The following is a 23,024-nucleotide window of genomic DNA, read 5'->3' on the forward strand; positions in this document are numbered from 1 at the left end:
GCCCCGCGACACCGCGGGGCGGGGGTTTCGGCGTGTAACCGGGGTCTCGGCGTCGACGTCAGGGCCAAGATGGAGGGGTGGCTGTTTCCCTCTCCGACCTCACAGAGATGCCCGACCCGCAGCACGTCTACGCGGCGGACGGCACACGACTCGCGACGTACACCTGGGGGGAGCTCGACGCCCCGGTCGTGGTGACCGTGCACGGCTTCGCCTCCGGCGCCCGCGACAACTGGGTGCTGACGGGCTGGGTGCGCGAGCTGACCAGGGCCGGGTACCGCGTGCTCGCGCTCGACCAGCGCGGGCACGGTCAGAGCGAGAAGCCGCACGAATCCGACGCGTACGCGATCCGGAACCTCGTCACCGACGTCGAGACCGTCATGGACACGTATCTCGTGGACGACGCCTTCTACCTCGGCTACTCCCTCGGTGCCCGGGTCGGATGGGAGGTGGCCCGCGAGCTCCCGCATCGGATCGGCCGGGCGGTCCTGGGCGGCGTGCCCGACGGCATCCCGCTCGCGCGCCTCGACCTCGACCAGGTGCGCGCCTACATCGCGGACGGCACGCCGGTGGAGGACCGCACGACGCAGAACTACATCGCGCTGACCGAGCGCGTGCCGGGGAACGATCTGCGCGCGCTCATCGCCCTGGCCGAGGGACTTCGGGGCTCCGGCACGATCGACCCCGATCCCGCGGACGCCCCGGTCGTGCCGCTGCTGTTCGCGACGGGATCGAAGGACGCGATCATCGAGGGCTCCCGGGCACTGGCCGCCGCGGCTCCCGATGCCCGCTTCGTCGAGCTCCCGAACCGCCACCACTTCAACGCCCCCGGCTCCCGCGACTTCAAGCAGGCCGCGCTCGGTTTCTTCGCCGAGTCTTGATCCCGCCGAGCCCCCGTCTTCGCGCCGAGACCCCCTCCCACACGCGTGTGTAGGAGGGGGTCTCGGCGCGAAAGCGGGGTCTCGGGATCAGGCGGTGGCTTCCTCGCGCTTCGGCAGGACCCAGCCGGCGCGGGGGAAGTGACACGTGTAGCCGTTCGGGTACTTGATCAGGTAGTCCTGGTGCTCGGGCTCGGCCTCCCAGAACGGACCGGCGGGCTCGATCGTGGTGACGGCCTTCGCCGGCCACAGGCCGGAGGCGTCGACATCGGCGATCGTGTCGCGGGCGACCTGCTCCTGCTCGGGAGTGAGCGGGAAGATCGCCGACCGGTAGCTCGACCCGATGTCGTTGCCCTGACGGTTCAGCGTCGACGGGTCGTGGATCTGGAAGAAGAAGGCCAGGATGTCGCGGTAGGTCGTCTTGCTCGGGTCGAACACGATCTCCACGGCCTCGGCGTGACCGGGGTGGTTGCGATAGGTCGCATGGTCGTTCTCGCCGCCCGTGTAGCCGACACGGGTGTCGAGCACGCCGGGCTGGCGGCGGATCAGGTCTTCCATGCCCCAGAAGCAGCCGCCCGCGAGGACGGCGGTCTCGGTCCCGGGGGTGCGGGTGATGGTTCCGGTGTCGGTCATGACTGCTCCTCAGAGGTGTCGGTGGTCGCGCTGTCGGGGTTCTGCGCGAAGAGGGGGCTGTAGCGACCGTACCCCTCCTTCTCGAGATCCTCCGCCGGGATGAAGCGGAGGGCCGCCGAGTTCATGCAGTAGCGGAGGCCGCCCTCGGCGCGGGGGCCGTCGTCGAAGACGTGTCCGAGGTGGCTGTCGGCGCCCGCCGACCGCGCCTCCGTGCGCTTCATCCACAGCGAGCGATCGGTGCGCGTGGTCACGGCCGCGGCGTCGATGGGCTTGGTGAAGCTCGGCCATCCCGTCCCGCTGTCGAACTTGTCGGTCGACGAGAACAGGGGCTCGCCGGAGACGACGTCGACGTAGATGCCGTCGTCGTGGTTGTCCCAGTACGCGTTGCGGAACGGGGGCTCTGTCGCGTCCTGCTGGGTGACCTGATACTGCAGAGGCGTGAGAGCGCTCACGGCCTCGGGGGTCTTGGCGTGGTCGTTCGACATGATGTGACTCCTTGTCCGACGTCGCTGGCTGCGGCGTCATAGAGGAGAACCAGGGAGGAGCCCGTTTTGGTCCCGCGGGGCTGGGAGCGGGCTGAGAGTTTCCGGCTCAGCCCGCGTCGCGGACGACGCCGAGGTTCCGTTCGGCAGTGCGGACGACCTCTGGGACCGTGCGATCCTCCGGCCGTCGCGCGACTTTGAGGCCGATCCACGGCACGTCGGCCGCGGCCCGGAGCGCCGCGCGGACATGCGCCGCGTCGAGCAGCGACGCCGACGCGGGATGGGTCTCCGCGATGGGCAGGTGCGCGTCCACCCAGGCGGGGCCGTACGGAGTCTCCACCGGCGCGGCCCCGGAGAACGCGAGCCCGGTCAGCAGCCCCGAGGCCGCCGCGTCGGCGATCTGCGCGGTCACCGCATCCGCGTCCCGCAGCTCGATCGCCGACCGCCCCCAGTTGAGCCAGAGGCCGACCGGGGCGCCGGCGGACCGGATGGCCGCGATCTCGGCAGCGAGCGGGAGGAATCCCTTCTCCGGCGTCTGTCCGGGAACGGCCGCGTCGCAGTGCTCGATGACGAGCCGGGCTCCGCTCCAGTCGAACGCCGCGACCTCCTCCACCGACCGGGCGAGCGCGTCCCCGTCTCCGCTCCCGCGGGGCGCGGTGTGCAGCATCACCACCGCGACCGCTGCGGCGGTCTCGGCGGTGAGCCGCGCGACGTCGTCCGCCATGCGCCGGAGGTCGGCCACCGCCGCGGCCCTCCCCGCCTCCTGCGGCGAGGCGAGTCCGTACGACGGGTCCTCCCCGAGTCGCCGCATCACGAACGGCACCGGGGTGATCGCGAGCGGCACACCCGGCAGGTGGTCGAGGAGCCAGGACGGGTCGTGCGGATGCATCGCCCCCATCCACGGCACCTCGAGCCCGGCCACCCCGGGGAGCGCGCAGAGCTCCGGCAGCAGCGCGGCCTCGAATGCCGGATCCCACCGGGCATGCGCGGGAGACAGCGGATAGGCGCTGAGGAGCATGGGGGTCACGGACGGGCCTCGGCGAGACTCCGCGCGAACCACGACGTGATGGTAGCCGGATGGGTGATGGCCGTGCCGACGCAGACCGCGTAGGCGCCCGCGGCGATCGCGGCGGCGGCGTGCGCCGGGGTGTGGAAGCGGCCCTCTGCGACGACCGGGCGCGCGCAGCGCGCCGCGATGAGACCGATGAGCTCGAGGTCGGGGCCGTCGCTCTTCGGACGCTCCCCGGTGTAGCCGGACAGGGTCGTGCCGAGGATGTCCGCACCCGCGGCTTCAGCCGCGATGGCATCGTCGAGTGAACCGCAGTCGGCCATGATGAGCGCGTCGGAATGCGCGCGCAGGCCGACGATGGTCTCCGCGAGGGTCCGGCCGTCGGGCCGCCGGCGGCGGGTGCCGTCGATCGCCACGATGTCAGCGCCCGCGTCGGCGACGGCCACGGCATGCTCCAGCGTCGGCGTGATGAAGACGTCGGCGTCGCCGTCCTTCCACAGTCCGATGATCGGCACCGGGAGGGCGGCGACCGCGCGGATGTCGTCGATGCCCTGCACGCGGATCCCGGCGGCACCGCCGACGATGGCGGCGTCGGCGACCTGCGCCATGGTGCGCGGGTCGCGCATCGCCTCCCCGGGGTACGCCTGACAGGAGACGATGAGTCCGCCGTGCAGGCGTTCGAGGATGGGGGTGGATGTCATGGTCGCCTCCAGGCGGATGCCGCGGCTCCCCGCAGCGGCGCGTCGTCGCCGAGGGAGCCCGGCAGGATGGGGGTGTCGTGCAGGGCGTCGATGGCCTCGGCGTGGAAGGCCGCCCGCAGGGCGTCCCACCACAGCTCGCCGATGCGCGGCACGCCGCCGGTGACGACGATCCGCTCCGGGTCGAGGAGGGTCGCGGCTCCCGCGAGTGCGCGGCCGACGGCGGCGGCGGAGTCCTGGACGGCGCGGACGGCGAGGGAGTCCCCCGTGCCGGACGCGGCGGCGACTCCGCGCGCATCGCGCAGCGCCGGGTCACCGCCGAGCGAGAGGTAGTGCCGGTGCAGGCCGATGCCGGAGCCGAGGGCTTCGAGGTGTCCGTTCCGCCCGCAGGGACAGCGGAGGTGCGCCGCCCCCGGGATGGGGAGGTGCGCGAGCTCGCCCGCCACGTGATGGGCGCCGCGCACCGGACGGCCGTCGAGGATGATGCCTGCGCCGACCCCCGTGCCGACGGCGACGACGAGGGTGGTCGAGGCTCCGGCGGCGGCCCCGTGCAGGTACTCCCCCGTGGCGTGCGCGTCGACGTCGTTCTGCACGGCGACCGGCGCATCGGCGGGGAGGCGGTCCGCGAGGGCTCCCCGGATCATGGCGGCCAGCGGAGTGCCCGGCCAGTCGGCGAAGGTGTCGGTGGCCGACACGATCGTCCCCGTCCGTGCGTCGACCACGCCCGCGGTGCCGATGCCGACGCCGACCAGCGCGGACTCCTCGTCGAGCAGTTCCTCCGCGAGCGCGGCGACGGTCGCCACGACGGCGGCGGGTCCCTCGCTCGCGGGAGTCGGCGCCGCGGTGGTGCGCAGCAGCGCGTCCGCCCGATCGGCGAGCGCCGCGGCCGTCTTGGTGCCGCCGATGTCGACGGCGAGGACGACCTCGCGCATCAGACGGCGACCGGAAGCAGACCGAGCTCGTCGAGGATCGTGCGGATGCCGGCGACGGCCTCCGGCGTGAGCGGCTCCACCGTGTCGGCCATCGCCGCATGGTCGATGATGCCGCGCGCGTGCATCGCCGCCTTGAACGCCCCGACGCCGGTGGCGTCGCCGGACAGCCCCTGCGGCTGGAACACGATGTCGAAGAGCCGGTTGATGCGCTCCTGCTCGGCCCGCGCGGTCGCCCAGTCACCGCGCTGCGCGGCCGCCCAGAGGCGCACGTAGCCCGCGGCCTCCACGTTCGCCAGACCGGGGACGACACCCGCCGCACCGACGAGGGCCATCGCGTCGACGACCACTTCGTGCCCGGTGAGAAGCTGCAGCGGGCGACCGGCGGCCTCGTTCGCCGCGATCAGTCGGCGGAACCCGACGTCGTCGCCGGACGAGTCCTTCACGCCCTGGATGACACCCTCCCTGCCGAGCTGCACGAGCAGGTCGATGCCGAGCTTGGAGTGCACGCGCACCGGCACGTCGTAGGCCCACAGCGGCACGTCGATCGCCGCGGCGATCGTCCGGAAGTGCGCGGCGACCTCGGCCGGCGAGTTCAGCGTGTACAGCGGCGCGGTGGTCACGATCGCCTGCGCGCCCGCGGCGGCGAGCCGGCGGGCGGTCTCGATGATGCGCGGGGCCGTGAGCTCGATCGCCCCGACGATGACGGGCACGCGTCCGGCGTTCGCGGCGACGATCGTCTGCAGCAGCTCGACGCGCTGGTCGTCGGTGAAGTAGGCGGTCTCGCCGGTGGAGCCGAGCGCGAACAGTCCGGAGACGCCCTCCCCGATCAGGCGCTCGACGAGGCGGGTGAGCGACGCGTGGTCGATCGTCCCGTCGGGGAGCAGCGGGGTGGCGACCGGCGGGACGACGCCGGAGAACGACAGGGCGGGAGTGGGGGAAGGCATAGGTGTTCCGTCTTTTCAGTGGTGGGGTGCGAGCAGCGAAGGCGCGGCGCCCAGCAGCGTGCGGGTGTAGGGATCGGCGGGGTCGTCGAAGACCCGGGCGGCGTCGCCGTGCTCGACGACGCGGCCCTTGTTCATCACGGCGATCTCGTCGGAGAGGTAGCGGACGGTCTGGATGTCGTGGGAGATGAAGACCATGCCCAGGCCGAGCTGCTGCTTCAGGTCGGTCAGCAGGTTCAGGATCTGCGCGCGCACCGAGACGTCGAGGGCCGAGGTCGGCTCATCCGCGACGATGACCTGCGGGTCGAGGACGAGGGCTCTGGCGATCGCGACGCGCTGCCGCTGGCCGCCGGAGAGCTGACTGGGCAGCGCCTCCAGCGCCGACGACGGCAGCCCCACGAGCCCGACGAGGTCGCGCACCTTGCGCTCCCGGCTCGCCGGGGAGCCGAGGCGATGCACCTGCAGCGGATCCAGCAGCGCGTCCCGCACGCTCATGCGGGCGTTCAGAGCCGTCGCCGGGTCCTGGAAGACCACGGAGAGGATGCGCCCCAGGCGCTTGCGCACCGCGGGGGTGAAGGAGCGCACGGTCTCCCCGTCGAAGACGACCTGACCGCTCGTGGGCTTCTCGAGGCCGATCAGCACCTTCGCGGAGGTCGACTTGCCCGAGCCGGACTCGCCCACGATGCCCAGCGTCTGTCCGCGACGGACCGTGAGCGAGACCCCGGCGAGCGCGTCGACGTAGTGCGGGCGGAACAGCGACGAGCTGCGGGCCCGGTAGCGGACGTGCACGTCCTGCAGCTGGATGACGGGTTCGCTCATCGTCCTGCTCCGATCGGTTCGACGGGCGCATCGGCAGGATGCGCGGAGTAGTAGTGCTCGGTGCCGTCGATGTGCCGCCGCACGGGTTCCACCCCGGCGTACCGGGCGGGGTCCGTCGAGCGCGGCGCGAAGCGGTCGCCCTGCGGGAAGTCCCGCGGGGAGGGGACGACACCGGACACCTGGTGCAGGCGGTCGGAACCGGCCTCGATCGAGAGCACCGCCCCGAGCAGGCCCTGGGTGTACTCGTGCACGGGCTGCGTGAGCACCTCCCGCGTGGTGCCCTGCTCCACGACCTGGCCCGCGTACATCACCGTGATCCGGTGCGAGAGCTCGGCGACGAGGGCGAGGTCGTGCGAGACGAACACCAGCGCGAAGCCGAGCTCCCGCTGCAGCCGCATGAGCAGCTCCACGACCTGCGCCTGCACCGTCACGTCGAGGGCCGTGGTGGGCTCGTCGGCGATCACCAGCCGCGGATCGCGGGTCAGGGCCATCGCGATGAGCACGCGCTGCCGCTGGCCGCCCGACAGTTCGTGCGGGTACGAGGCGAGCGTGCGCTTCGGATCGAGACCGACGAGCTCCAGCAGCTCCTCGGCCGTGCGGGTGCCGCCGCGGGACGTGAGCTGCTTCATCTGCGCGCGGATCAGCATCGCGGGATTCAGCGAGCTCAGGGCGTCCTGGTAGATCATCGCGATGTCGTGGCCGCGCAGCGCGTTGCGCTCCTTCGGCGTCATCCGCAGCAGATCCTTCCCGTCGAACAGGATGCGCCCACGGATGTCGGCCTTCGGATCGAGCAGCCCCATGATCGCCAGCGAGGTGATGGACTTGCCGCACCCCGACTCCCCCACGAGCGACATGGTCTCGCCGGGGCGCACGGAGAAGCTGACGTGGTCGACCACGTCGACGTCCCCGTGGCGCGGGAAGGAGATGCACAGATCCTGCACCTCGAGCAGGGGCGCGGCGTCTCCCGTGTAGACCAGGCGATCGGTGCGGGCGAGCTCGCGGGCGCGCAGCTCGGCGAGGCGTTCCGCCAGCGGCACCGCCTCCGCGGTGGGCACGAGCACGTCGGGGACGCCGCTGGGCACCGAGAGGTTGACCGCGGTGTCGACCGTCGGGATCACGTGGGTGTCGTCCGGGACGGCGGCCTCCTCCAGGTCGTGCGTCGACTCCTCCGTGTTCGCGGCATCGGCCGTGATCTTCCTGGCGCGCGGCGAGACCATGGCGTCGGTCATCCCCTCGGACAGGATGTTGAGGCACAGCACGGTGATCATGATGAGGATGCCGGGGAAGAAGGTCGCCCACCAGGCCCCGCTCATGAGCAGGTTGCGACCCGCGGCGATCACGTTGCCCCAGGACGGCTCGGGGTCGGGCACACCGGCCTGCAGGAACGACAGCGAGGCCTCGAACACGATCGCGTCGGCGACGAGCACCGTGGCGAAGACGAGCACGGGTGCCATGGCGTTGCGGGCGACGTGCCGCACGATGATCCGCGGGGTCCCCGCGCCCATCACGCGGACGGCCGAGACGTAGTCCTCGCCGTACTGGTCGAGGATGTTCGCCCGGACGATGCGGGTCAGCTGCGGCACGTAGAGGAACGCGATCGTGAGCACCAGCACCGGAAGCGACTTGCCGAACACCGCCACGAACACGGCGGCGAGCGCGATGCCGGGGAACGACATGATCACGTCCATGACCCGCATGAGGGTCTCGGAGATCCACTTCGGCGCGGTCGCGGCGATCGTGCCCAGCACGCAGGCGACGGCGAGGGCGACGAGGGTGGCCCCGAGCCCGATCACGAGGGAGTAGCGGGCCCCGTAGACCAGTCGGGAGAAGATGTCGCGACCCTGCCGGTCGGTGCCGAACCAGTGCTCCGCACTCGGCGGCTGCACCGGGGAGCCGGAGGCGAGCGGGTCGTACGGCGAGATCAGCGGAGCGAGGATCGCGGCGAGCGCGATGATCGCGAGCACGGCGAGGCAGATGATCGAGCCGAGGGAGAGGCGGCCCCAGCGGAGGCCGGGGACGGAGAGTCGTTCCGTGAGTCTGCGTCGCATGTCACACCGCCCGGATTCGAGGATTGATGAGCACGTACAGGAGGTCGACGATGATGTTGATCACGACGAACGCGAGCGCGACCGCGAGCGTCACGCCCTGCACGAGGTTGGGTTCGTTGTTGGTGACCCCGTTGAGGATGAGGGTGCCCATCCCCGGGATCGCGAAGATGATCTCGATCACCACGGCGCCGCCGAGCAGGTACCCGATGCGGAGACCCAGCACGGTCACGGGGGTGATCAGCGCGTTGCGCAGCACGTTGCGGCCGACGACGATCACCCGAGGTATGCCGGCGCCGAGGGCGGTGCGCACATAGTCGCGGTCGAGCTCCTCGACCATCGAGGTGCGCACGACCCGGGAGAGCTGGCCGATCACGGGCACGGCGAGCGCGACCGCGGGAAGGGTCATCCGGGCGAGCCATCCGGACGGGTCGTCGGCGAAGGCCGGCAGCGGGCCCGAGGCCGGCAGCATCCCGAGCGCCAGGGTGAACACCTGGATGAGGAGGATGGCGAGCCAGAAGGAGGGCGTGGACAACGCGGCGACGCCGAAGACGCGGATGACCTGGTCGGGCCAGCGGTCGCGGTAGACGGCGGCGAGGACGCCGATCACGAACGCGACGAGGACCGCGATCACCAGACCGAGAAAGGTCAGGGCCAGCGTCACCGGGAAGGCTCGGGCGACCTCGTCGACCACCGGCAGGCTGCGGGCGGAGTAGGTGCCCAGGTCGCCCTGGACGAGGCCGAACAGGAAGTTCACGTAGCGGACGAACAGCGGGAGGTTCAGTCCGTGGTCTTCGCGGTACGCCTCCAGCGCTTCGGGGGAGGCGGTCTCGCCGAGCGCGGTGCGAGCCGGGTCGACGGGCGAGAACGACATCACGAAGAAGACCAGGAACGTGATGCCGAGGATCATCAGCGGCAACTGCAGCAGTCGCCGGCCGACGAGGCGGAGCGTGTGGGACACGTGCCGCTCCTTCCGGGGGTGGGGTGGCGGGGGCGCGCTCTTCGGGCGAGCGCGCCCCCGCCCTGTCGGGCAGGTGCTACTTCGCGGCCACGCCGACGTCGAGGAACGACAGTCCGGTCGTGGGGACCGGCTGGAAGCCGACCAGCTCCTGTGAGCTCCAGGCGGTGGGCAGCTTGCGGTGGAACAGCGGGTACAGCACGGCCTGGTCGGAGATCAGGTCGTACGCCTGGTTCCAGGACTCCTGCTGCTCCTCGCCCTCCTGGGTGACGGCGGTGTCGAGCAGCGTGCGCAGCTCGGCGTACTCCGGGGAGTCGGCCCAGGCGGTGCGCGTCTGGGTCCAGACGTTCTCGCCGTACCACCAGTTCATGAGCAGGTCGGGGTCCACGCCGAACACCGACGGGTCACCGGGGGCGATGGCGACGGTGTAGTCGCCGGAGTCGACCTTCTCGTACATCGACGCGGACTGGCTGATGTCGAGGGTGGTGTCGATGCCGATCGCGTCGAGGGACTCCTTGATGAGCGGGGCGACCTCCTTCACCCATCCGGTGTCGGTCATGCGCAGCGTGATCGCGAGGTCGGAGACCCCGGCCTCCGCCAGCAGCTCCTCCGCCTTCTCCGGGTCGTAGGAGTAGACCGTGGAGGCCTCGTGGTAGTTCGGGTAGTCCTCGGGCAGGAACGACGTGGCCGGGGTGGCGTTGCCGAGCATGCCGGTCTCGATGATCTTGTCCATGTCGAGCGCGTAGTGCAGCGCCTGGCGGACGCGGACGTCGTCGAACGGCTCGGCCTTCGTGTTGAACATCATGAAGAGGAGGCCGAACGACTGCACGCTCTCGACCTCGGCCGAGGCGGCCAGTCCGTCGGCGTCGATGTAGGGCACGTCCTCGATCGCCTGCACCGTGCCGGTCGACATCGCGGTGACGCGGGCGGAGGCGTCGGCGAGGAGGTTCCAGTTCATGCCAGCGGCGAGCGCGGGACGCGGGCCGTTGTAGTCGTCGTACCGCTCGAAGACGATCTTGTCCTCGGGGACGGCGGAGACGAGGGCGTAGGGACCGGAGCCGATCGGGTGCGCGCCGAACTCCTCGGGGTCGGCCTCGACCACGGCCTTCGGCACGATCTTGACGACGCCGAGTCGATCGTCGATGAGCGAGAACGGGTAGTCGGTGGTGATCCGGACGGTGTCCTCGTCGACGGCGGTGACCGTGTCGATGAACTCGACGAACGAGCGGAACAGGGAGTTGTTCGCCGGGTCGAGGACGCGCTCGTAGCTGAAGACCACGTCGTCGGCGGTGACCGGGTCCCCGTTCTGGAACGTCGCGCCTTCGCGGAGGTCGATGTCGTAGGTCGTCTCGTCGACCTGCGTCGGGAAGTCGGCCGCGAGGGCGGGGGCGGGCTCCTGCGTGACGGGGTCGAGGTCGATGAGCCCCTCGAAGATGTGCCAGTTGGCCGAGACCGTCACGGCGCCGGAGGCGACCATCGGGTCGAAGCTGCCGTTCAGGGTGTACGAGATCCCGGCCTCGATGATGCCGTCCGGGTCGATGTCGCTCGCGGCAGGGCTCTCGGCGGTGCTGGCGGCGCCGCCGCCGCAGCCGGCGAGGGCGAGGGACGCGGCGACCGTGCCGGCGACCGCCATCGCAAGACGACCCGCGCGGCGGCGGGTGCTGTGTCGGTTCATGTGTGCTCCAGGTGGTGGGGGGCGACGCCTTGAGGACATCAGACGTCTGATGTACTCTAAACACACGTTCGACCGGATCACAAGAGTGAGAGGATCGGAGCGTTTCCGGCAGGCAGGAGAGGGACCCTATGAAGTCCACCACGGGGAGGGCGTCGCGGATGCGGCGAGCCACGACGGCGGATCAGATCAAGCAGCTCATCCTCACGCGCGGACTCACCCCCGGCGACCCGCTGCCGACCGAGGCCGAGCTCTGCGAGGAGCTCGACGTGTCGCGCTCCTCGGTCCGTGAGGCGATCCGCACGCTCTCCACCCTCGACATCGTCGACGTCCGGCACGGACACGGCACCTATGTGGGCCCGATGTCGCTGGACCCGATGGTCGAGGCGCTCGTCTTCCGCGGCGTGCTCTCCCCGAGGGGTCGCTGCAGGCCCTGCGCGAGGTCGTGGAGGTGCGTCTCGCCCTCGACCTCTCCATGGCGGAGCGCGTGGTCGAGGCCGCTCAGGCTCAGGCGGACCCGGAGCTCGACGAGCTCGTCGCCGAGATGGTCGACAAGGCCGGGCGCGGCGAGTACTTCCTCGACGAGGACAGGGCGTTCCACACCCGCCTCTTCGGCGCCATCGACAACCGCCTGGTCGGCCAGCTCGTCGGAGCCTTCTGGGACGTGCACACCGCCGTGCTCCCGCAGCTCGGCATCGCGCAGCCCGACGACATCCACAAGACCGCCAAGGCGCATGGCGACATGCTGGACGCCGCGCGCTCGGGCGACGTCGAGCGCTACCGCCAGGCCGTCATCGAGCACTACCAGCCGCTGCAGCGGGTGCTGGCGACCGCGGAGAACGTGCGGGCCTGAGCCCGGGAGTCGGTAGTCTGACTTTCCCACCACGGAAAGAGGACCCGCATGTCCGTTGGACTGCTCGCCGTCGTCGACGACATCCTGAGCGCCGCGATGAAGGCGTCGGCGAAGGCCGCGGGGGTGGTCATCGACGACGCCGCCGTGACCCCGCAGTACGTGCAGGGCATCACGCCGGCGCGCGAGCTCCCGGTCGTCGGCAAGATCGCCCTCGGGTCGCTGGTGAACAAGTTCGTCATCATCATCCCGATCGCGCTGCTGCTCACGGCCTTCGCGCCGTGGGTGCTGCCGTATCTGCTGATCCTCGGCGGCTCGTACCTGTGCTTCGAGGGGGCGGAGAAGGTGCTGGAGTGGTTCGGGGTGCAGCACGGCCACGCCGACGAGAGCGCCCGCGACGAGAAGAAGCTCGTGCTCGGCGCCGTCCGCACCGACCTCATCCTCTCGACCGAGATCATGCTCATCTCGCTCGCCAGCCTCGACAAGGGACTCGACATCTGGTCGACCCTCGCGATCCTCGCCGTGATCGCCGTGCTCATGACGGTCGCGGTCTACGGCGCGGTGGCGCTCCTGGTGAAGATCGACGACATCGGCCTGAAGATGGCGAAGAACCCCGTGCAGCGGGTGCGGCACACCGGCACCCGGATCGTCCGGTCGATGCCCGCGGTGTTCCGGTTCATCAGCGTGCTCGGCACCGTCGCGATGCTGTGGGTCGGCGGTCACCTCGTCCTGATCAACCTCGGCGAGGTGGGGCTGCACGCCCCGGCCGACATGCTGCACGCGGTCGAGCACGCGCTGGAGCCGTTCGGCGGCTTCGTCGTGTGGGTCGTCGACACGATCATCTCCGCGATCGCCGGCCTGGCCTGGGGACTCGTGATCGTCGGCATCGTCCTCGGCATCGCCAAGCTCTTCGGCAAGAAGCCGAGCTTCCACGAGGGCGAGACCTCGCCCGCCGACATCCACGTCTGACATCGGAATCGGCGTCCGATGCCCTGATAACGTCGGCTTGCGCACCCGAAGCGCGAAGAAGGAAGAACCCCCGATGACCGCCGTGCACCTCAGGGACGCCGAGAGCGCCGACCTCGACACGATCACCGAGATCCACAACCACGCCGTCGTGCACACGACCGCGATCTGGAACGAGGACGCGGTCGACCGCGCGGATCGCGCCGCCTGGCTCGCCGACCGCACCGCACGGGGATATCCGGTGATCGTGGCCGCCGACGAAACGGGGGTGGTCGGCTACGCGTCGTATGCGCAGTGGCGGCCGCACAGCGGCTACCGGCACACCGTCGAGCACTCCGTCTACGTGCGGGGCGACCAGCGGGGCCGAGGGATCGGGACCACGTTGATGACCGCGCTGATCGAGCGCGCCAGGGCCGACGGGATGCACGTGATGATCGGTGGCATCGAGAGTGGGAACACCGCATCCATCGCGCTGCACGAACGTCTCGGTTTCCGCGAAGTCGGTCGCATGCCGCAGGTGGGCGCCAAGTTCGGCCGCTGGCTCGACCTCAGCATGCTGCAGCTCGTGCTCGACGACCGCCCCGCACCGGACGTCGTGGTCTGACGACGATGGACCTGCTGCAGTGGTTCGTCGACGCCTTCAACTCGCAGTGGACGCTGCCGGGTGGGCAGACCCTCCTCGTGCGCGAAGTCGTCGGCAACGCGTTCGGCCTCGCGAGCGCGCTGGGCGGCATGCGGCGCAAGGTGTGGGCGTGGCCTGTGGGCATCATCGGCAATGTGCTGCTGCTGACGGTGTTCCTGGGGTCGGCGCTGAGCCCTGATCCGTCGTTGCCGCACCTGCTGGGTCAGGCCGGCCGGCAGGTCATGTTCATCGCGGTCGCGATCTACGGCTGGGTGCGTTGGCGCAACCTCGACGGCGGACGCGTCATCCCGCGGTGGGCGCCGACGAGCGCGCGCATCGGCCTCGTGCTGGTGATGATCGTCGGCACGATCGCCCTGACCCCGCTGTTCCGGGCGCTCGGATCGTGGGAGCCCGTGTGGGCGGACGCCTGGACCTTCGTCGGCTCGCTCCTCGCCACCTACGGCATGGCCAAGGGGTGGACCGAGTTCTGGCTGATCTGGATCGCGGTCGACGTGGTCGGGGTGCCGCTGCTGTTCAGCTCGGGCTACTACGCGACGGGCCTCATGTACGTCTTCTACGGCGGCTTCACCGCGATCGGCTTCGTGATCTGGTGGCGGGCGCAGCGCCAGGCCGCGCATCCGATCGAGATCCTGCCGCCCGATCCCAGCCCGCGGCGCCCCGACGCCGACGGCACCGACGCCTGACCCCCGGTCCCTCCCCCTCTCTCGCTCCTCTCTCGCTCGGACGGATGTCGGGCGCCCGGACGCATGTCGGACCGAACCAGGCGATCCGGCCCGACATCCGTCCGTCGATCCGACATCCGTCCGGCCCAACATCCGTCGGCCCGACATCCGTCGGCCCGACACGGGTCCCGGATTGTTTCGGTCCGTGTCGGGGAGGCTCGACCTGATCGCCGCCATCGCCTTTCATGGACCCCATGACCCGTCAGATCCGCTTCAACGCCTTCGACATGAACTGCGTCGCCCACCAGTCGTCCGGCCTGTGGCGGCATCCGGACGACCGGTCGCGGCAGTACAACACGATCTCGTACTGGACGGATCTGGCGAAGCTGCTCGAGGGCGCGACCTTCGACGGCATCTTCATCGCCGACGTGCTGGGCACCTACGACGTGTACGGCGGCACGAACGAGGCCGCGATCCGCAACGGCGCGCAGGTTCCGGTGAACGACCCGATCCTCCTGGTCAGCGCGATGGCCGCCGTCACGGAGAACCTGGGTTTCGGCATCACGGCCGGCACCGCGTTCGAGCACCCCTACCCCTTCGCCCGGCGCCTGAGCACGCTCGACCACCTCACGCAGGGCCGGATCGGCTGGAACGTCGTGACCGGGTATCTGCCCAGCGCCGCGCGCAACATGGGTCAGGAGGACCAGCTCGCCCACGACGACCGCTACGACCATGCGGACGAGTACGTCGAGGTGCTCTACAAGCTCTGGGAGGGCTCGTGGGAGGACGACGCCGTGGTGGAGGATCGCGAACGCGGCATCTTCACCGACCCGGCCAAGGTGCATCCGATCGGGCATGAGGGGAAGCACTTCAGCGTGCCCGGCATCCACATCTCCGAGCCGTCGCCGCAGCGCACGCCGGTGATCTACCAGGCCGGAGCCAGCCCGCGCGGGGTGAGGTTCGCGGCCGAGAACGCCGAGGCCATCTTCGTCGCGGCCCCCTCGAAGGAGGTGCTCGCCGGCACGGTCAAGCGCATCCGCGACGCTCTGGAAGCTGCGGGGCGCGACCGCTACGACGCCCGGATCTACACGCTGCTCACCGTCATCACCGCGGCGACCAGCGAAGAGGCCACCGCGAAGCACGCCGAGTACCTCTCCTACGCGAGCCCGGAGGGGGCGCTCACGTTCATGTCGGGGTGGATGGGCGTCGACCTCTCGCAGTACGCGGAGGACGAGCCGGTCGGGAACGTCGAGTCGAACGCGATCCAGTCCGTGCTGCAGCATCTGAAGGAGGAAGCCGACCTCGGGCGGGAGTGGACCGTCGGCGACTTCGGGCGCCACAACGCGATCGGCGGGCTGGGCCCCACGATCGTCGGCTCGGGCGAGGAGATCGCCGACGAACTGCAGTCGTGGGTCGAGGAGACCGACATCGACGGCTTCAACCTCGCCTACGCGGTGACCCCGGGGACGTGGGAGGACGTCATCGAGCACGTCATCCCGGTGCTGCGGGAGCGCGGGGCGTACCCTGTGGAGTATGCCCCGGGCACGCTCCGCAACAAGCTCCATGGTCGCGGCGACCGCGTGCAGGACACACACCGCGCCGCGAAGTACCGCGTTGGCGCGTTCGCGAAGGCGTGACGCCGACGGTCAGTCGTCGCTGCGGCTGAAGATCCCGCGGAGCACGAGGAAGACCACCACGGCGACGACCGCGACGATCGCGAGCTTGAAGACGAAGGCGAGGACCGAGAACAGCGCGCTCACGATCCACCACGCGATCACGACGGCGAGGATCACGCCGAGGATGGTCCAGATGTTCTTGGTCATCCCCCTAGCCTACGGAGTCGCGGCCGCCGGGACCTCCTCGAGGGTGCGGTAGACGGGCAGACCGAGCTGCTCCGCGATCTCGACGTCCTTGTCGGCGCCGGTGGATTCTCCCGGCAGACGCAGCACCGCGTCGCAGTGCTGCAGCAGTCGGTGCGCCGTCTCGTACATCACGTCGCCGTCATCGGCGTGCGAGGGATCGAGGGTGCGCAGGATCGGCAGCGCGACCCATTCCCCGATCATCGGCACGTGTCCGAGGCGGAAGAGCGGGCCGGACGCCTCTTCGAGGCGGGCGAGGTTCCGGGCGATGAGGTCGGGATCGCCGTTCGTTCCCGATCGGTAGGGACCGGCGATCAGAATGAGAAGTGGCATTGTCATGTCGGCCACTGTAGTCTGAATCATGCAAGAACGTGCAACTTCGTGAGGAAACATATGCTCGCCGCGCAGCGCAAAGACCACCTGCTGGCCCTTCTCGACCGGGAGGGGAGAGTGGTCGCCAAGACCGTCGCGGACGACCTCGGCGTCTCGGAGGATGCCATCCGGCGCGACCTGCGCGAGCTCGCGGAGGAGGGCAGGCTCCTTCGGGTGTACGGGGGCGCCCTGCCGATCCCCGCAGCGGAACCGCCCGTGGTGGAACGACGAGAGCTCGCCACCGAGAGCAAGGAGCGCGTCGCCCGCCGGGCTGCTGCGAGCGTCCGGCCGGGGGCGACGATCGTCCTGGATGCCGGCACAACCACTCTCGCGATGGCGCGGCACCTTCCATCGGGTGCAGACCTCACCGTCATCACTCCGAGTCCTGCCGTCGCTCTCGCCGTGGCGGAGCACTCCGACGCCCGGGTGATCCTGATCGGCGGCGAGCTGTCGCGCCATTCCATGGTGGCCGGGGGCGCGCTGGCGATGGAGGCGGTGCAGCATCTCGCGGCCGACGTGTTCTTCCTCGGCGCGACCGGCGTCGACCCCGAGCGCGGACTCACCACGGGCGAGCTCGACGACGCGGTCACCAAGCGAGCGATCGCCTCGCGTTGCACGGAGACCGTCGTGGTGGCGAGCGAGGACAAGATCGGCGGCGCCGCCCGCTACCCCGTGCTGCCCTTCGACGCGATCGCCGCCGTCATCACGGACCCGCTCGACACGAATCCGCTGATCGACGAGCTCACTGCACGGATCACGCGTCCCGAGTGACCACCGCGCTACGGCTGCTCGGTCCGTTCGACGAGCAGCGCGTGCAGGCTCGCTGCCGCGGCGAGCAGCGCGATGCTGCGCCGGGTCAGATCGGTGAGCCTTTCCTCCAGGATGTCCTGAACAGCGCGAGGGCCGACGTGCCCGCGCACCTGATCGAGCAGGAGCGCGATGGCGGGGATCCTGTAGCCGCCGCCGCGGAGCGCCGCGACGATCCGGGCCTCCGTGATCGCCGCCGCCCCGTAGGTGCGGGTCGATGCTCCGGCGCGGAGCGGGTGGACGAGTCCCTCACCCTCCCAGTGGCGCAGAGCCGATGGACGGACCCCGAGAGCCTGGGCGAGCTCGCCGATGGACATCGCGTCCTCCTCCGCGAAGACGTCGTCGGCCTCGACCATCGCCACGTCGAGGGCGCGCAGTGCCTCCCGGACGCGGGAGCGCTCCTCCGCGAGGCGCGCGTGCAGAAGATCGATCCGCTCCGCGGCGTCCTCGACCGAGCCCGCGATGACGGCAGGCAGCAGTCGGCGGGCGGGAACCGGGCCGATCGCCGCCGCCATCGCGCGGTAGGCGCGCAACGCCGTCTCGTGCTCGGACCTGTACCGGCGATACCCGTTCGCACCGCGCGGCGCCGGAGGGATCACCCCGAGGCGCTCGAGATCGCGCACCTGCTGCGTCGAGTAGCCCACCCGCCGCCCGAGCGCGGCCGTCGTCATGGTTCGCTCTGGAGAGTTCAGCACCGTCTCCTCCCGCGCTGATGGGAAGAAGTCCACATAAGTGCTTCAACTTCATCATTGAAGCATGGACATGAACCAGATCATCGACGCCGTGCGTGGTCTCGACGGCTCCCTCGTCATCGCCCCGGAGGCCGGAAGCGACTTCCCGGAGTTGTCGTGGGGCGACGCGTACTTCTACCACGCCCCCGACGGACGGATGCCCGAGCGCACCCAGCCCTACGGGACGATCATCACGAAGGACTACCCCGACGACACCACGTCCGCCCTCGACACACCGGGCCGGTTCCGCGTGAACATCCACGTCGGACGCGATGCGGCCGACTCTCTCGTGACCGCCTCCGTGGATCCTGCCGAGGAGGATGTCCTCCACCGGCATCCCCTCTACGGGGCGTCCGGATGGGTGTGCGTGATCGACCCCGGGGAGCGCACCGCGCAGACCGTGCTCGCTCTGCTCCGGCAGGCCCATGAGGACGCCAGGACTCGCGCGGAACGCCGAGCGAGTCGATCGTGACCACCCCGCAGGGCATGACCGAAGCCGAGCGGAGGATCGTGGCGGTCTGGGCCGCCGACTGCGCCGCGCGCGTGCTTCCGGTGTTCGAGGCCGAAGCCCCCGACGATGGCCGAGCGCGGGATGCGATCGACCGGGCGCGAGCCTTCGCGCGGGGTGATCTCACGGCCGCCGAGGAGATCCGCCGCCGATTCGTCGCTGGACGGGCCGCACGCAGTGCCACCTCCCCCGCGGGCGTCGCCGCGGCTCGATCGGCAGCGCAGGCCGCCGGTGTCGCGCATATGGGCGCTCATGCTCTCGGTGCCGCCGCGTACGCCGCGAAGGCCGTCGAACTCGCTCACCCACATGATCCCCGCGCCCGCGCGGACGAGGTGGAGTGGCAGCTCGCGGCGCTCTCCCCGGACGCCGCCGCCGCCCTTCGAACGCTGCCGCCCGTGGGCGATGACCCGGCTGGTCCGCTCGGCGCCGGTCTCCTCGCCACCGGGGTGCTCGGGGAGGTCATCCGCGAGATCCAGGCGCACCTGCGCTGATGCGACCGTCCGAGGCGCTCGCGCCCGGATCCCCCCGCCTAGCCGGCAGGGACCATCCAGGCGAGAACTGTCGACTGGAGACAGACGAGACCCGTGAAGACGAGCAGGAGGCCCAGGCTCCACCAGAGCAGCTTCCGGAACAGCTCGCCTTCTTTCCCGACCATCCCGGCCGCCGCGGCGGCGACGGCGAGGTTCTGCGGCGACAGCATCTTGCCGAGCACCCCTGCCGACGAATTGGTCGCTGCCATGAGGACCGGGCTGAGCCCGGCCTTCTCAGCGGCGGTCACCTGCAGCATCCCGAACAGGGCATTGGACGACGTATCCGAGCCTGTGATCGCCACCCCGACCCAACCGATCGTCGGGGACAACAGCGCGAACAGGGCCCCCGTGGTGGCGAGGGCAGCGCCGAGACTCTGAGTCTGACCCGACAGATTCATGACGTATGCCAGCGCGAGGACGGTCATCACGGTGATGATCGTGAATCGCAACTGCCGCAGGGTCGCTCCATAGGCGGCGAGCGCGCCGCGAAACGACACGCGGTACACGCACGCGACGATCATCCCGGCGAGCAGGAGCAGGGTGCCGCCGTTTCCGACGATGTTCACGCTGAAGACGGTCGGCACGGGGGTCCCGGCAGAATCCGTGATGTCGAGCCCCGGCCAGGGGAGCGCCACCGTCGTCGCCCGGGACAGGAACTCCTTCACCGAGGGGACCTGCGAGACGGCGAAGATCGTGACGATCACGACGTACGGCAAGACCGCGTACCAGGTCAGACGAGTTCTCGACCACTCTGATCGATCGCCGGCGACGCCTCTCCCCGCCTTCGGCATCGCCCCGAGCGTCGTCCGCTCGATGCTGACTTCTCCGCTCGATTCGTCTGCGGCTCCGCCCGCCGCCGAACCCGCCGCGCCGGACGAGTCGGAAGACGCCGGCTTCCAGAACCGAAGAACCACGAGGACGACGAGCAGGGTCACGATCGACGCGACGACGTCGGTGATCTCGACGGCGATGAAATTGGCGGTGACGAACTGCGAGATCGCGAAGGCGAGGCCCGCAACCACCGCCACCGCCCATGTCTCCTTCAGTCCGCGTATCCCATCGACGATGACGACCAGGATCAGGGGGACGAGCACTGCGAGAAAGGGCGTCTGGCGTCCGGCCATCTGGGACAGCGCGTGAGTGTCGATGCCCGTGACGCCGGCGAGGGCGATGATCGGTGCCGCCATCGCCCCGAACGCGACCGGCGCGGTGTTCGCGAGCAGCGACACGATCGCCGCCTTCAGCGGCTTCATCCCGGCCGCGATCAGCATGCCGACGGAGATCGCAACGGGCGCCCCGAAACCGGCGAGCGACTCGAGGAGAGCACCGAAGCAGAACGCGATCACGATGGCGAGAACCCGCTCGTCACGGCTGACCACCCGGATCCGCTCCCCGAGCACCGCGAACCACCCGGTCTGGACGGTCAACTGATACACCCAGAGCGCGTTGACGAGGATCCACAGGATCGGCACGATGCCGTACAGGGCCCCCTCCGCCATGCTGCTCAGGGCCTGCAGCGGCGGCATCCGCCAGACGAAGATCGCCAGCGCAGCCGAGAGCACGAGCGCGACGAGCGATGCCGTCCACGCTCGAACTCGAGCCACGCCGAGCAAGGCGAACAGGACGGCCAGCGGCAGCGTGGCGACGACCGCGGAGAGGACGAGGGACCCGAAGACCGGGTCGGGGATCTGATGGAACAAAGGACTCCCCTTCGAGTCGGTGTGAGGTGGAGAGATCCCGCCGCAGTAACATGTTACCCGTCACCGCGGTGTCCACTTCCGCTGGACGTGCTTCAGCCCCGATTCAGCGTCGACCGGCCACACTGGAGGCATGCGGATCCTGGTGGTGGACGACGAGGTGCGCCTGGCCGAGGGGGTGCGCCGCGGACTCGAGGCGGAGGGATTCGCCGTCGACGTCGCACACAACGGCATCGACGGACTCTGGCGGGCCCGCGAGACGCGGTACGACGCGATCGTGCTCGACCTGATGATGCCCGGCATGAGCGGGTGGAAGGTCTGCGAGGCCCTGCGCGCGGAGGAGAACTGGACGCCGGTGCTCATGCTCACGGCGAAGGACGGCGAGTGGGACCAGGTCGAGGCTCTGGAATCCGGAGCCGACGACTACGTCACGAAGCCGTTCTCGTTCGCCATCCTGGTCGCGCGACTGCGGGCGCTGGTCCGCCGTGGAGCGGTCGCCCGCCCCGCGATCCTGGAAGCCGGCGACCTGCGGCTCGACCCGGCAGCGCATCGCGTCTGGCGGGGTGAGACGCCGATCGCCCTCACCGCGCGGGAGTTCTCCGTGCTCGAATACCTGATGCGTCATCGGGGTCAGGTGCTGTCGAAGCGTGCCCTCATCGAGGGCGTCTGGGACGACGACTTCGACGGCGATCCCAACATCGTCGAGGTCTACGTCGGGCACCTCCGCCGCAAGCTCGACAAACCCTTCGGACGTGAGGCGATCGAGACCGTGCGCGGCGCGGGATACCGGCTGGCGGCCGACGGTGGCTAGGCGGATCTGGCGCTCGGTGCGCGGGCGGACCACGCTCGGCGCGACGGCGGTCGTCGCCGTCGCCCTGCTCGTGGGCGCCTTCTCCTTCTACGGGATTCTCAGCGCGAGCATCCACGGTGCCACGGAACGTGCGGCCGAGCAGCGTCTCGAGGCACTCGGCGAGCGCGCGGGCGGTCCCGGCGGAGGCCGCGGCATCGATGCCCTCGAGGACGAGATCCTGCAGGTCATCGCTCCGGACGGATCCGTCCGCGCCGCGAGCGAGGAGGCGCGCGACAAGCTCGGCTCGACGGCGCTGCCCGTGGACGACGATCCCCGGACGACGACCATCGACGGCGAGCGCGTGCTGGTCGTCTCGGAAGATCTGGACCGCGACGAGACGCTCGTGCTCGCGGTCTCCATGGAAGACGACGCGGAGACCCTCGCCACGGTCGCGACCCTGCTGGCGATCGCCCTCCCCCTGCTCCTGCTGCTCGTCGCCGTCACGACCTGGCTCGTGGCCGGGCGCGCCCTGCGCCCGGTGACCCGGATCCGCGCAGAGGTCGACGGCATCACCGCCGAGCGTCTGCACCAGCGCGTGCCCGTTCCGGAGACCGGGGACGAGATCGCCGCGCTCGCCACGACGATGAACGGGATGCTCGATCGGCTCGATGCGGCGGCCACGGCTCAGCGGCGCTTCGTGTCGGACGCCTCGCACGAACTGCGCTCCCCGCTCGCGACCATCCGGCAGCACGCCGAGCTCGCTCAGGCGCACCCCGAGGTGACGAGCATCGGAGAGCTCGCCGAGATCGTGTCCGAGGAGGGGCTGCGCCTGCAGGGCATCGTCGAGTCCCTGCTGCTGCTCGCCCGCCTCGACGAAGGAGCGGGGACGCATGATGAAGCCGTGGATCTCGACGACATCGCTCTGAGCGAGGTACGGCGACTGCGGGCGGCCGGGTTCGAGGCCGACGGAACCGGGATCCACGCCGCCCAGGTGCACGCCGACCCCCGTCTGCTCAGCCAGCTGGTGCGCAACCTCGCGGACAACGCCGCCCGCCACAGCCGTGGCCGCGTCGCGATCGGCGTGACCCCGGCCGAGGGATACGTGTTCGTCACCGTCGAGGACGACGGACCAGGCGTGCCCGTCGAGGAGCGGGAGCGGATCTTCGAGCGCTTCGTGCGGCTCGACGAGGCCCGCAGCCGCGACGCCGGGGGCAGCGGACTGGGGCTCGCGATCGCCCGCGGCATCGCCGCCTCCGCCCGCGGCACCCTCGCCGTCGACGACTCCCGCTGGGGTGGCGCCCGCTTCATCCTGACCCTCCCCCTCCCCTGACCCCGTCCCTGTCCGCCGTCCCTCGTCCGCCGTCCGCCGTCCCCCCGCCGCCCGTCCGGGCACAACTTCGGAGATTCGAGCCGACACGCCGTGGGTGAACCCCGATGCCGCGGCGTGTCGGCCGCACTCTCCGAAGTTGTGCGGGACGACTCCGAAGTTGTGCAGGGGGGCGGATGGAGGGCTGGGGGGTGCAGTCGGCGGGTTCCTGAAGGCGG

General features: G+C 70.5%; 25 protein-coding genes and 1 pseudogene. 12 read left to right on the forward strand and 14 right to left on the reverse strand.

The genetic code is table 11. The annotated features are described in order from the left end of the window. Positions 1–77: 77 nt before the first annotated feature. Positions 78–878, forward strand: coding sequence for an alpha/beta fold hydrolase (locus CSX12_RS17905; RefSeq protein WP_124896692.1), 801 nt, complete (start codon positions 78–80; stop codon positions 876–878). An 87-nt stretch (positions 879–965) separates the two neighbouring features. Here CSX12_RS17905 and msrA read toward each other — a convergent pair whose 3' ends face one another. The 10 genes from msrA to CSX12_RS17955 all read right to left on the reverse strand — a co-directional run bounded on the left by msrA (position 966) and on the right by CSX12_RS17955 (position 11,067). Then, positions 966–1,508 (reverse strand): peptide-methionine (S)-S-oxide reductase MsrA, encoded by a 543-nt coding sequence (gene msrA, locus CSX12_RS17910; protein ID WP_017204711.1) that lies wholly within the window; start codon positions 1,506–1,508, stop codon positions 966–968. Continuing rightward, positions 1,505–1,993, reverse strand: a complete 489-nt coding sequence (gene msrB / locus CSX12_RS17915) for a peptide-methionine (R)-S-oxide reductase MsrB (RefSeq protein WP_124896693.1) — start codon at positions 1,991–1,993, stop codon at positions 1,505–1,507. Before msrB ends, msrA begins: the two co-directional genes overlap by 4 nt. Before the next feature lie 106 nt (positions 1,994–2,099). After that, a complete protein-coding gene (locus tag CSX12_RS17920; protein ID WP_241160623.1) occupies positions 2,100–3,008 on the reverse strand; it encodes a DUF4862 family protein in 909 nt (302 codons plus the stop codon). Positions 3,009–3,013: 5 nt separating this feature from the next. Continuing rightward, positions 3,014–3,700 carry a putative N-acetylmannosamine-6-phosphate 2-epimerase gene (locus tag CSX12_RS17925; RefSeq protein WP_124896695.1) on the reverse strand — a complete coding sequence of 229 codons (687 nt, stop codon included), beginning with the start codon at positions 3,698–3,700 and terminating at the stop codon, positions 3,014–3,016. After that, positions 3,697–4,629 (reverse strand): ROK family protein, encoded by a 933-nt coding sequence (locus CSX12_RS17930; RefSeq protein WP_124896696.1) that lies wholly within the window; start codon positions 4,627–4,629, stop codon positions 3,697–3,699. The genes CSX12_RS17925 and CSX12_RS17930 overlap by 4 nt, the downstream gene beginning before the upstream one ends. Then, positions 4,629–5,573 (reverse strand): dihydrodipicolinate synthase family protein, encoded by a 945-nt coding sequence (locus CSX12_RS17935; RefSeq protein ID WP_124896697.1) that lies wholly within the window; start codon positions 5,571–5,573, stop codon positions 4,629–4,631. The genes CSX12_RS17930 and CSX12_RS17935 overlap by 1 nt, the downstream gene beginning before the upstream one ends. Positions 5,574–5,588: 15 nt before the next feature. Next, positions 5,589–6,389: an ATP-binding cassette domain-containing protein gene (locus CSX12_RS17940; protein WP_124896698.1), complete on the reverse strand. Its 801-nt coding sequence runs from the start codon at positions 6,387–6,389 to the stop codon at positions 5,589–5,591. Further along, the gene (locus CSX12_RS17945) at positions 6,386–8,437 is read right to left on the reverse strand and encodes a dipeptide/oligopeptide/nickel ABC transporter permease/ATP-binding protein (RefSeq protein WP_124896699.1); all 2,052 of its coding nucleotides are present in this window, start codon (positions 8,435–8,437) and stop codon (positions 6,386–6,388) included. Before CSX12_RS17945 ends, CSX12_RS17940 begins: the two co-directional genes overlap by 4 nt. 1 nt (position 8,438) lies before the next feature. Beyond that, positions 8,439–9,395, reverse strand: coding sequence for an ABC transporter permease (locus CSX12_RS17950; protein ID WP_124896700.1), 957 nt, complete (start codon positions 9,393–9,395; stop codon positions 8,439–8,441). Between the two features lie 76 nt (positions 9,396–9,471). Further along, positions 9,472–11,067, reverse strand: coding sequence for an ABC transporter substrate-binding protein (locus CSX12_RS17955; protein WP_124896701.1), 1,596 nt, complete (start codon positions 11,065–11,067; stop codon positions 9,472–9,474). Positions 11,068–11,225: 158 nt separating this feature from the next. Between CSX12_RS17955 and CSX12_RS18775 the strand changes: the two are divergent. From CSX12_RS18775 to CSX12_RS17980, 6 genes and pseudogenes are all read left to right on the forward strand, one after another. Then, positions 11,226–11,360, forward strand: a pseudogene (locus tag CSX12_RS18775) (GntR family transcriptional regulator); the annotation flags it as partial. A 155-nt stretch (positions 11,361–11,515) separates the two neighbouring features. Next, a complete protein-coding gene (locus CSX12_RS18780; protein WP_241160508.1) occupies positions 11,516–11,917 on the forward strand; it encodes an FCD domain-containing protein in 402 nt (133 codons plus the stop codon). 48 nt (positions 11,918–11,965) lie between these two features. Next, on the forward strand, positions 11,966–12,883 hold the full coding sequence (locus CSX12_RS17965) for a DUF808 domain-containing protein (RefSeq protein ID WP_124896702.1): 918 nt from the start codon (positions 11,966–11,968) through the stop codon (positions 12,881–12,883). A gap of 73 nt (positions 12,884–12,956) precedes the next feature. Further along, positions 12,957–13,484 (forward strand): GNAT family N-acetyltransferase, encoded by a 528-nt coding sequence (locus tag CSX12_RS17970; protein WP_017204708.1) that lies wholly within the window; start codon positions 12,957–12,959, stop codon positions 13,482–13,484. 5 nt (positions 13,485–13,489) lie between these two features. Beyond that, a complete protein-coding gene (gene pnuC / locus CSX12_RS17975; RefSeq protein WP_124896703.1) occupies positions 13,490–14,206 on the forward strand; it encodes a nicotinamide riboside transporter PnuC in 717 nt (238 codons plus the stop codon). Between the two features lie 233 nt (positions 14,207–14,439). After that, positions 14,440–15,822 (forward strand): LLM class flavin-dependent oxidoreductase, encoded by a 1,383-nt coding sequence (locus CSX12_RS17980; protein ID WP_124896704.1) that lies wholly within the window; start codon positions 14,440–14,442, stop codon positions 15,820–15,822. Positions 15,823–15,831: 9 nt separating this feature from the next. On the opposite strand, the gene CSX12_RS18560 is transcribed toward CSX12_RS17980, so the two are convergent. Together CSX12_RS18560 and CSX12_RS17985 are read right to left on the reverse strand one after the other, a co-directional pair. Beyond that, entirely contained in the window at positions 15,832–16,008 is a 177-nt protein-coding gene (locus CSX12_RS18560) for a hypothetical protein (protein WP_164479601.1), read from the reverse strand. A gap of 9 nt (positions 16,009–16,017) precedes the next feature. After that, complete coding sequence (locus CSX12_RS17985; RefSeq protein ID WP_124896705.1) at positions 16,018–16,383, reverse strand: DUF4406 domain-containing protein; 366 nt, start codon at positions 16,381–16,383, stop codon at positions 16,018–16,020. A 54-nt stretch (positions 16,384–16,437) separates the two neighbouring features. On the opposite strand from CSX12_RS17985, the gene CSX12_RS17990 reads away from it, so the two are divergent. Continuing rightward, positions 16,438–17,187 (forward strand): DeoR/GlpR family DNA-binding transcription regulator, encoded by a 750-nt coding sequence (locus CSX12_RS17990; protein WP_017204703.1) that lies wholly within the window; start codon positions 16,438–16,440, stop codon positions 17,185–17,187. A gap of 8 nt (positions 17,188–17,195) precedes the next feature. On the opposite strand, the gene CSX12_RS17995 is transcribed toward CSX12_RS17990, so the two are convergent. After that, complete coding sequence (locus CSX12_RS17995; protein ID WP_124896706.1) at positions 17,196–17,894, reverse strand: MerR family transcriptional regulator; 699 nt, start codon at positions 17,892–17,894, stop codon at positions 17,196–17,198. 85 nt (positions 17,895–17,979) lie between these two features. Between CSX12_RS17995 and CSX12_RS18000 the strand changes: the two genes are divergently transcribed. Both CSX12_RS18000 and CSX12_RS18005 read left to right on the forward strand, forming a co-directional pair. Continuing rightward, a complete protein-coding gene (locus CSX12_RS18000; RefSeq protein WP_124896707.1) occupies positions 17,980–18,426 on the forward strand; it encodes a DUF6194 family protein in 447 nt (148 codons plus the stop codon). Next, positions 18,423–18,953 carry a putative immunity protein gene (locus CSX12_RS18005; protein WP_164479602.1) on the forward strand — a complete coding sequence of 177 codons (531 nt, stop codon included), beginning with the start codon at positions 18,423–18,425 and terminating at the stop codon, positions 18,951–18,953. Before CSX12_RS18000 ends, CSX12_RS18005 begins: the two co-directional genes overlap by 4 nt. 38 nt (positions 18,954–18,991) lie before the next feature. On the opposite strand, the gene CSX12_RS18010 is transcribed toward CSX12_RS18005, so the two are convergent. Next, positions 18,992–20,692: an L-lactate permease gene (locus tag CSX12_RS18010; RefSeq protein WP_124896708.1), complete on the reverse strand. Its 1,701-nt coding sequence runs from the start codon at positions 20,690–20,692 to the stop codon at positions 18,992–18,994. Positions 20,693–20,822: 130 nt separating this feature from the next. On the opposite strand from CSX12_RS18010, the gene CSX12_RS18015 reads away from it, so the two are divergent. Together CSX12_RS18015 and CSX12_RS18020 are read left to right on the forward strand one after the other, a co-directional pair. After that, positions 20,823–21,500 (forward strand): response regulator transcription factor, encoded by a 678-nt coding sequence (locus tag CSX12_RS18015; RefSeq protein ID WP_124896709.1) that lies wholly within the window; start codon positions 20,823–20,825, stop codon positions 21,498–21,500. Next, positions 21,493–22,809, forward strand: a complete 1,317-nt coding sequence (locus CSX12_RS18020; protein ID WP_241160509.1) for a HAMP domain-containing sensor histidine kinase — start codon at positions 21,493–21,495, stop codon at positions 22,807–22,809. The genes CSX12_RS18015 and CSX12_RS18020 overlap by 8 nt, the downstream gene beginning before the upstream one ends. Positions 22,810–23,024 lie beyond the last annotated feature (215 nt).

The organism is Microbacterium sp. Y-01 (assembly GCF_003856715.1).
GTDB lineage: Bacteria > Actinomycetota > Actinomycetes > Actinomycetales > Microbacteriaceae > Microbacterium > Microbacterium algeriense.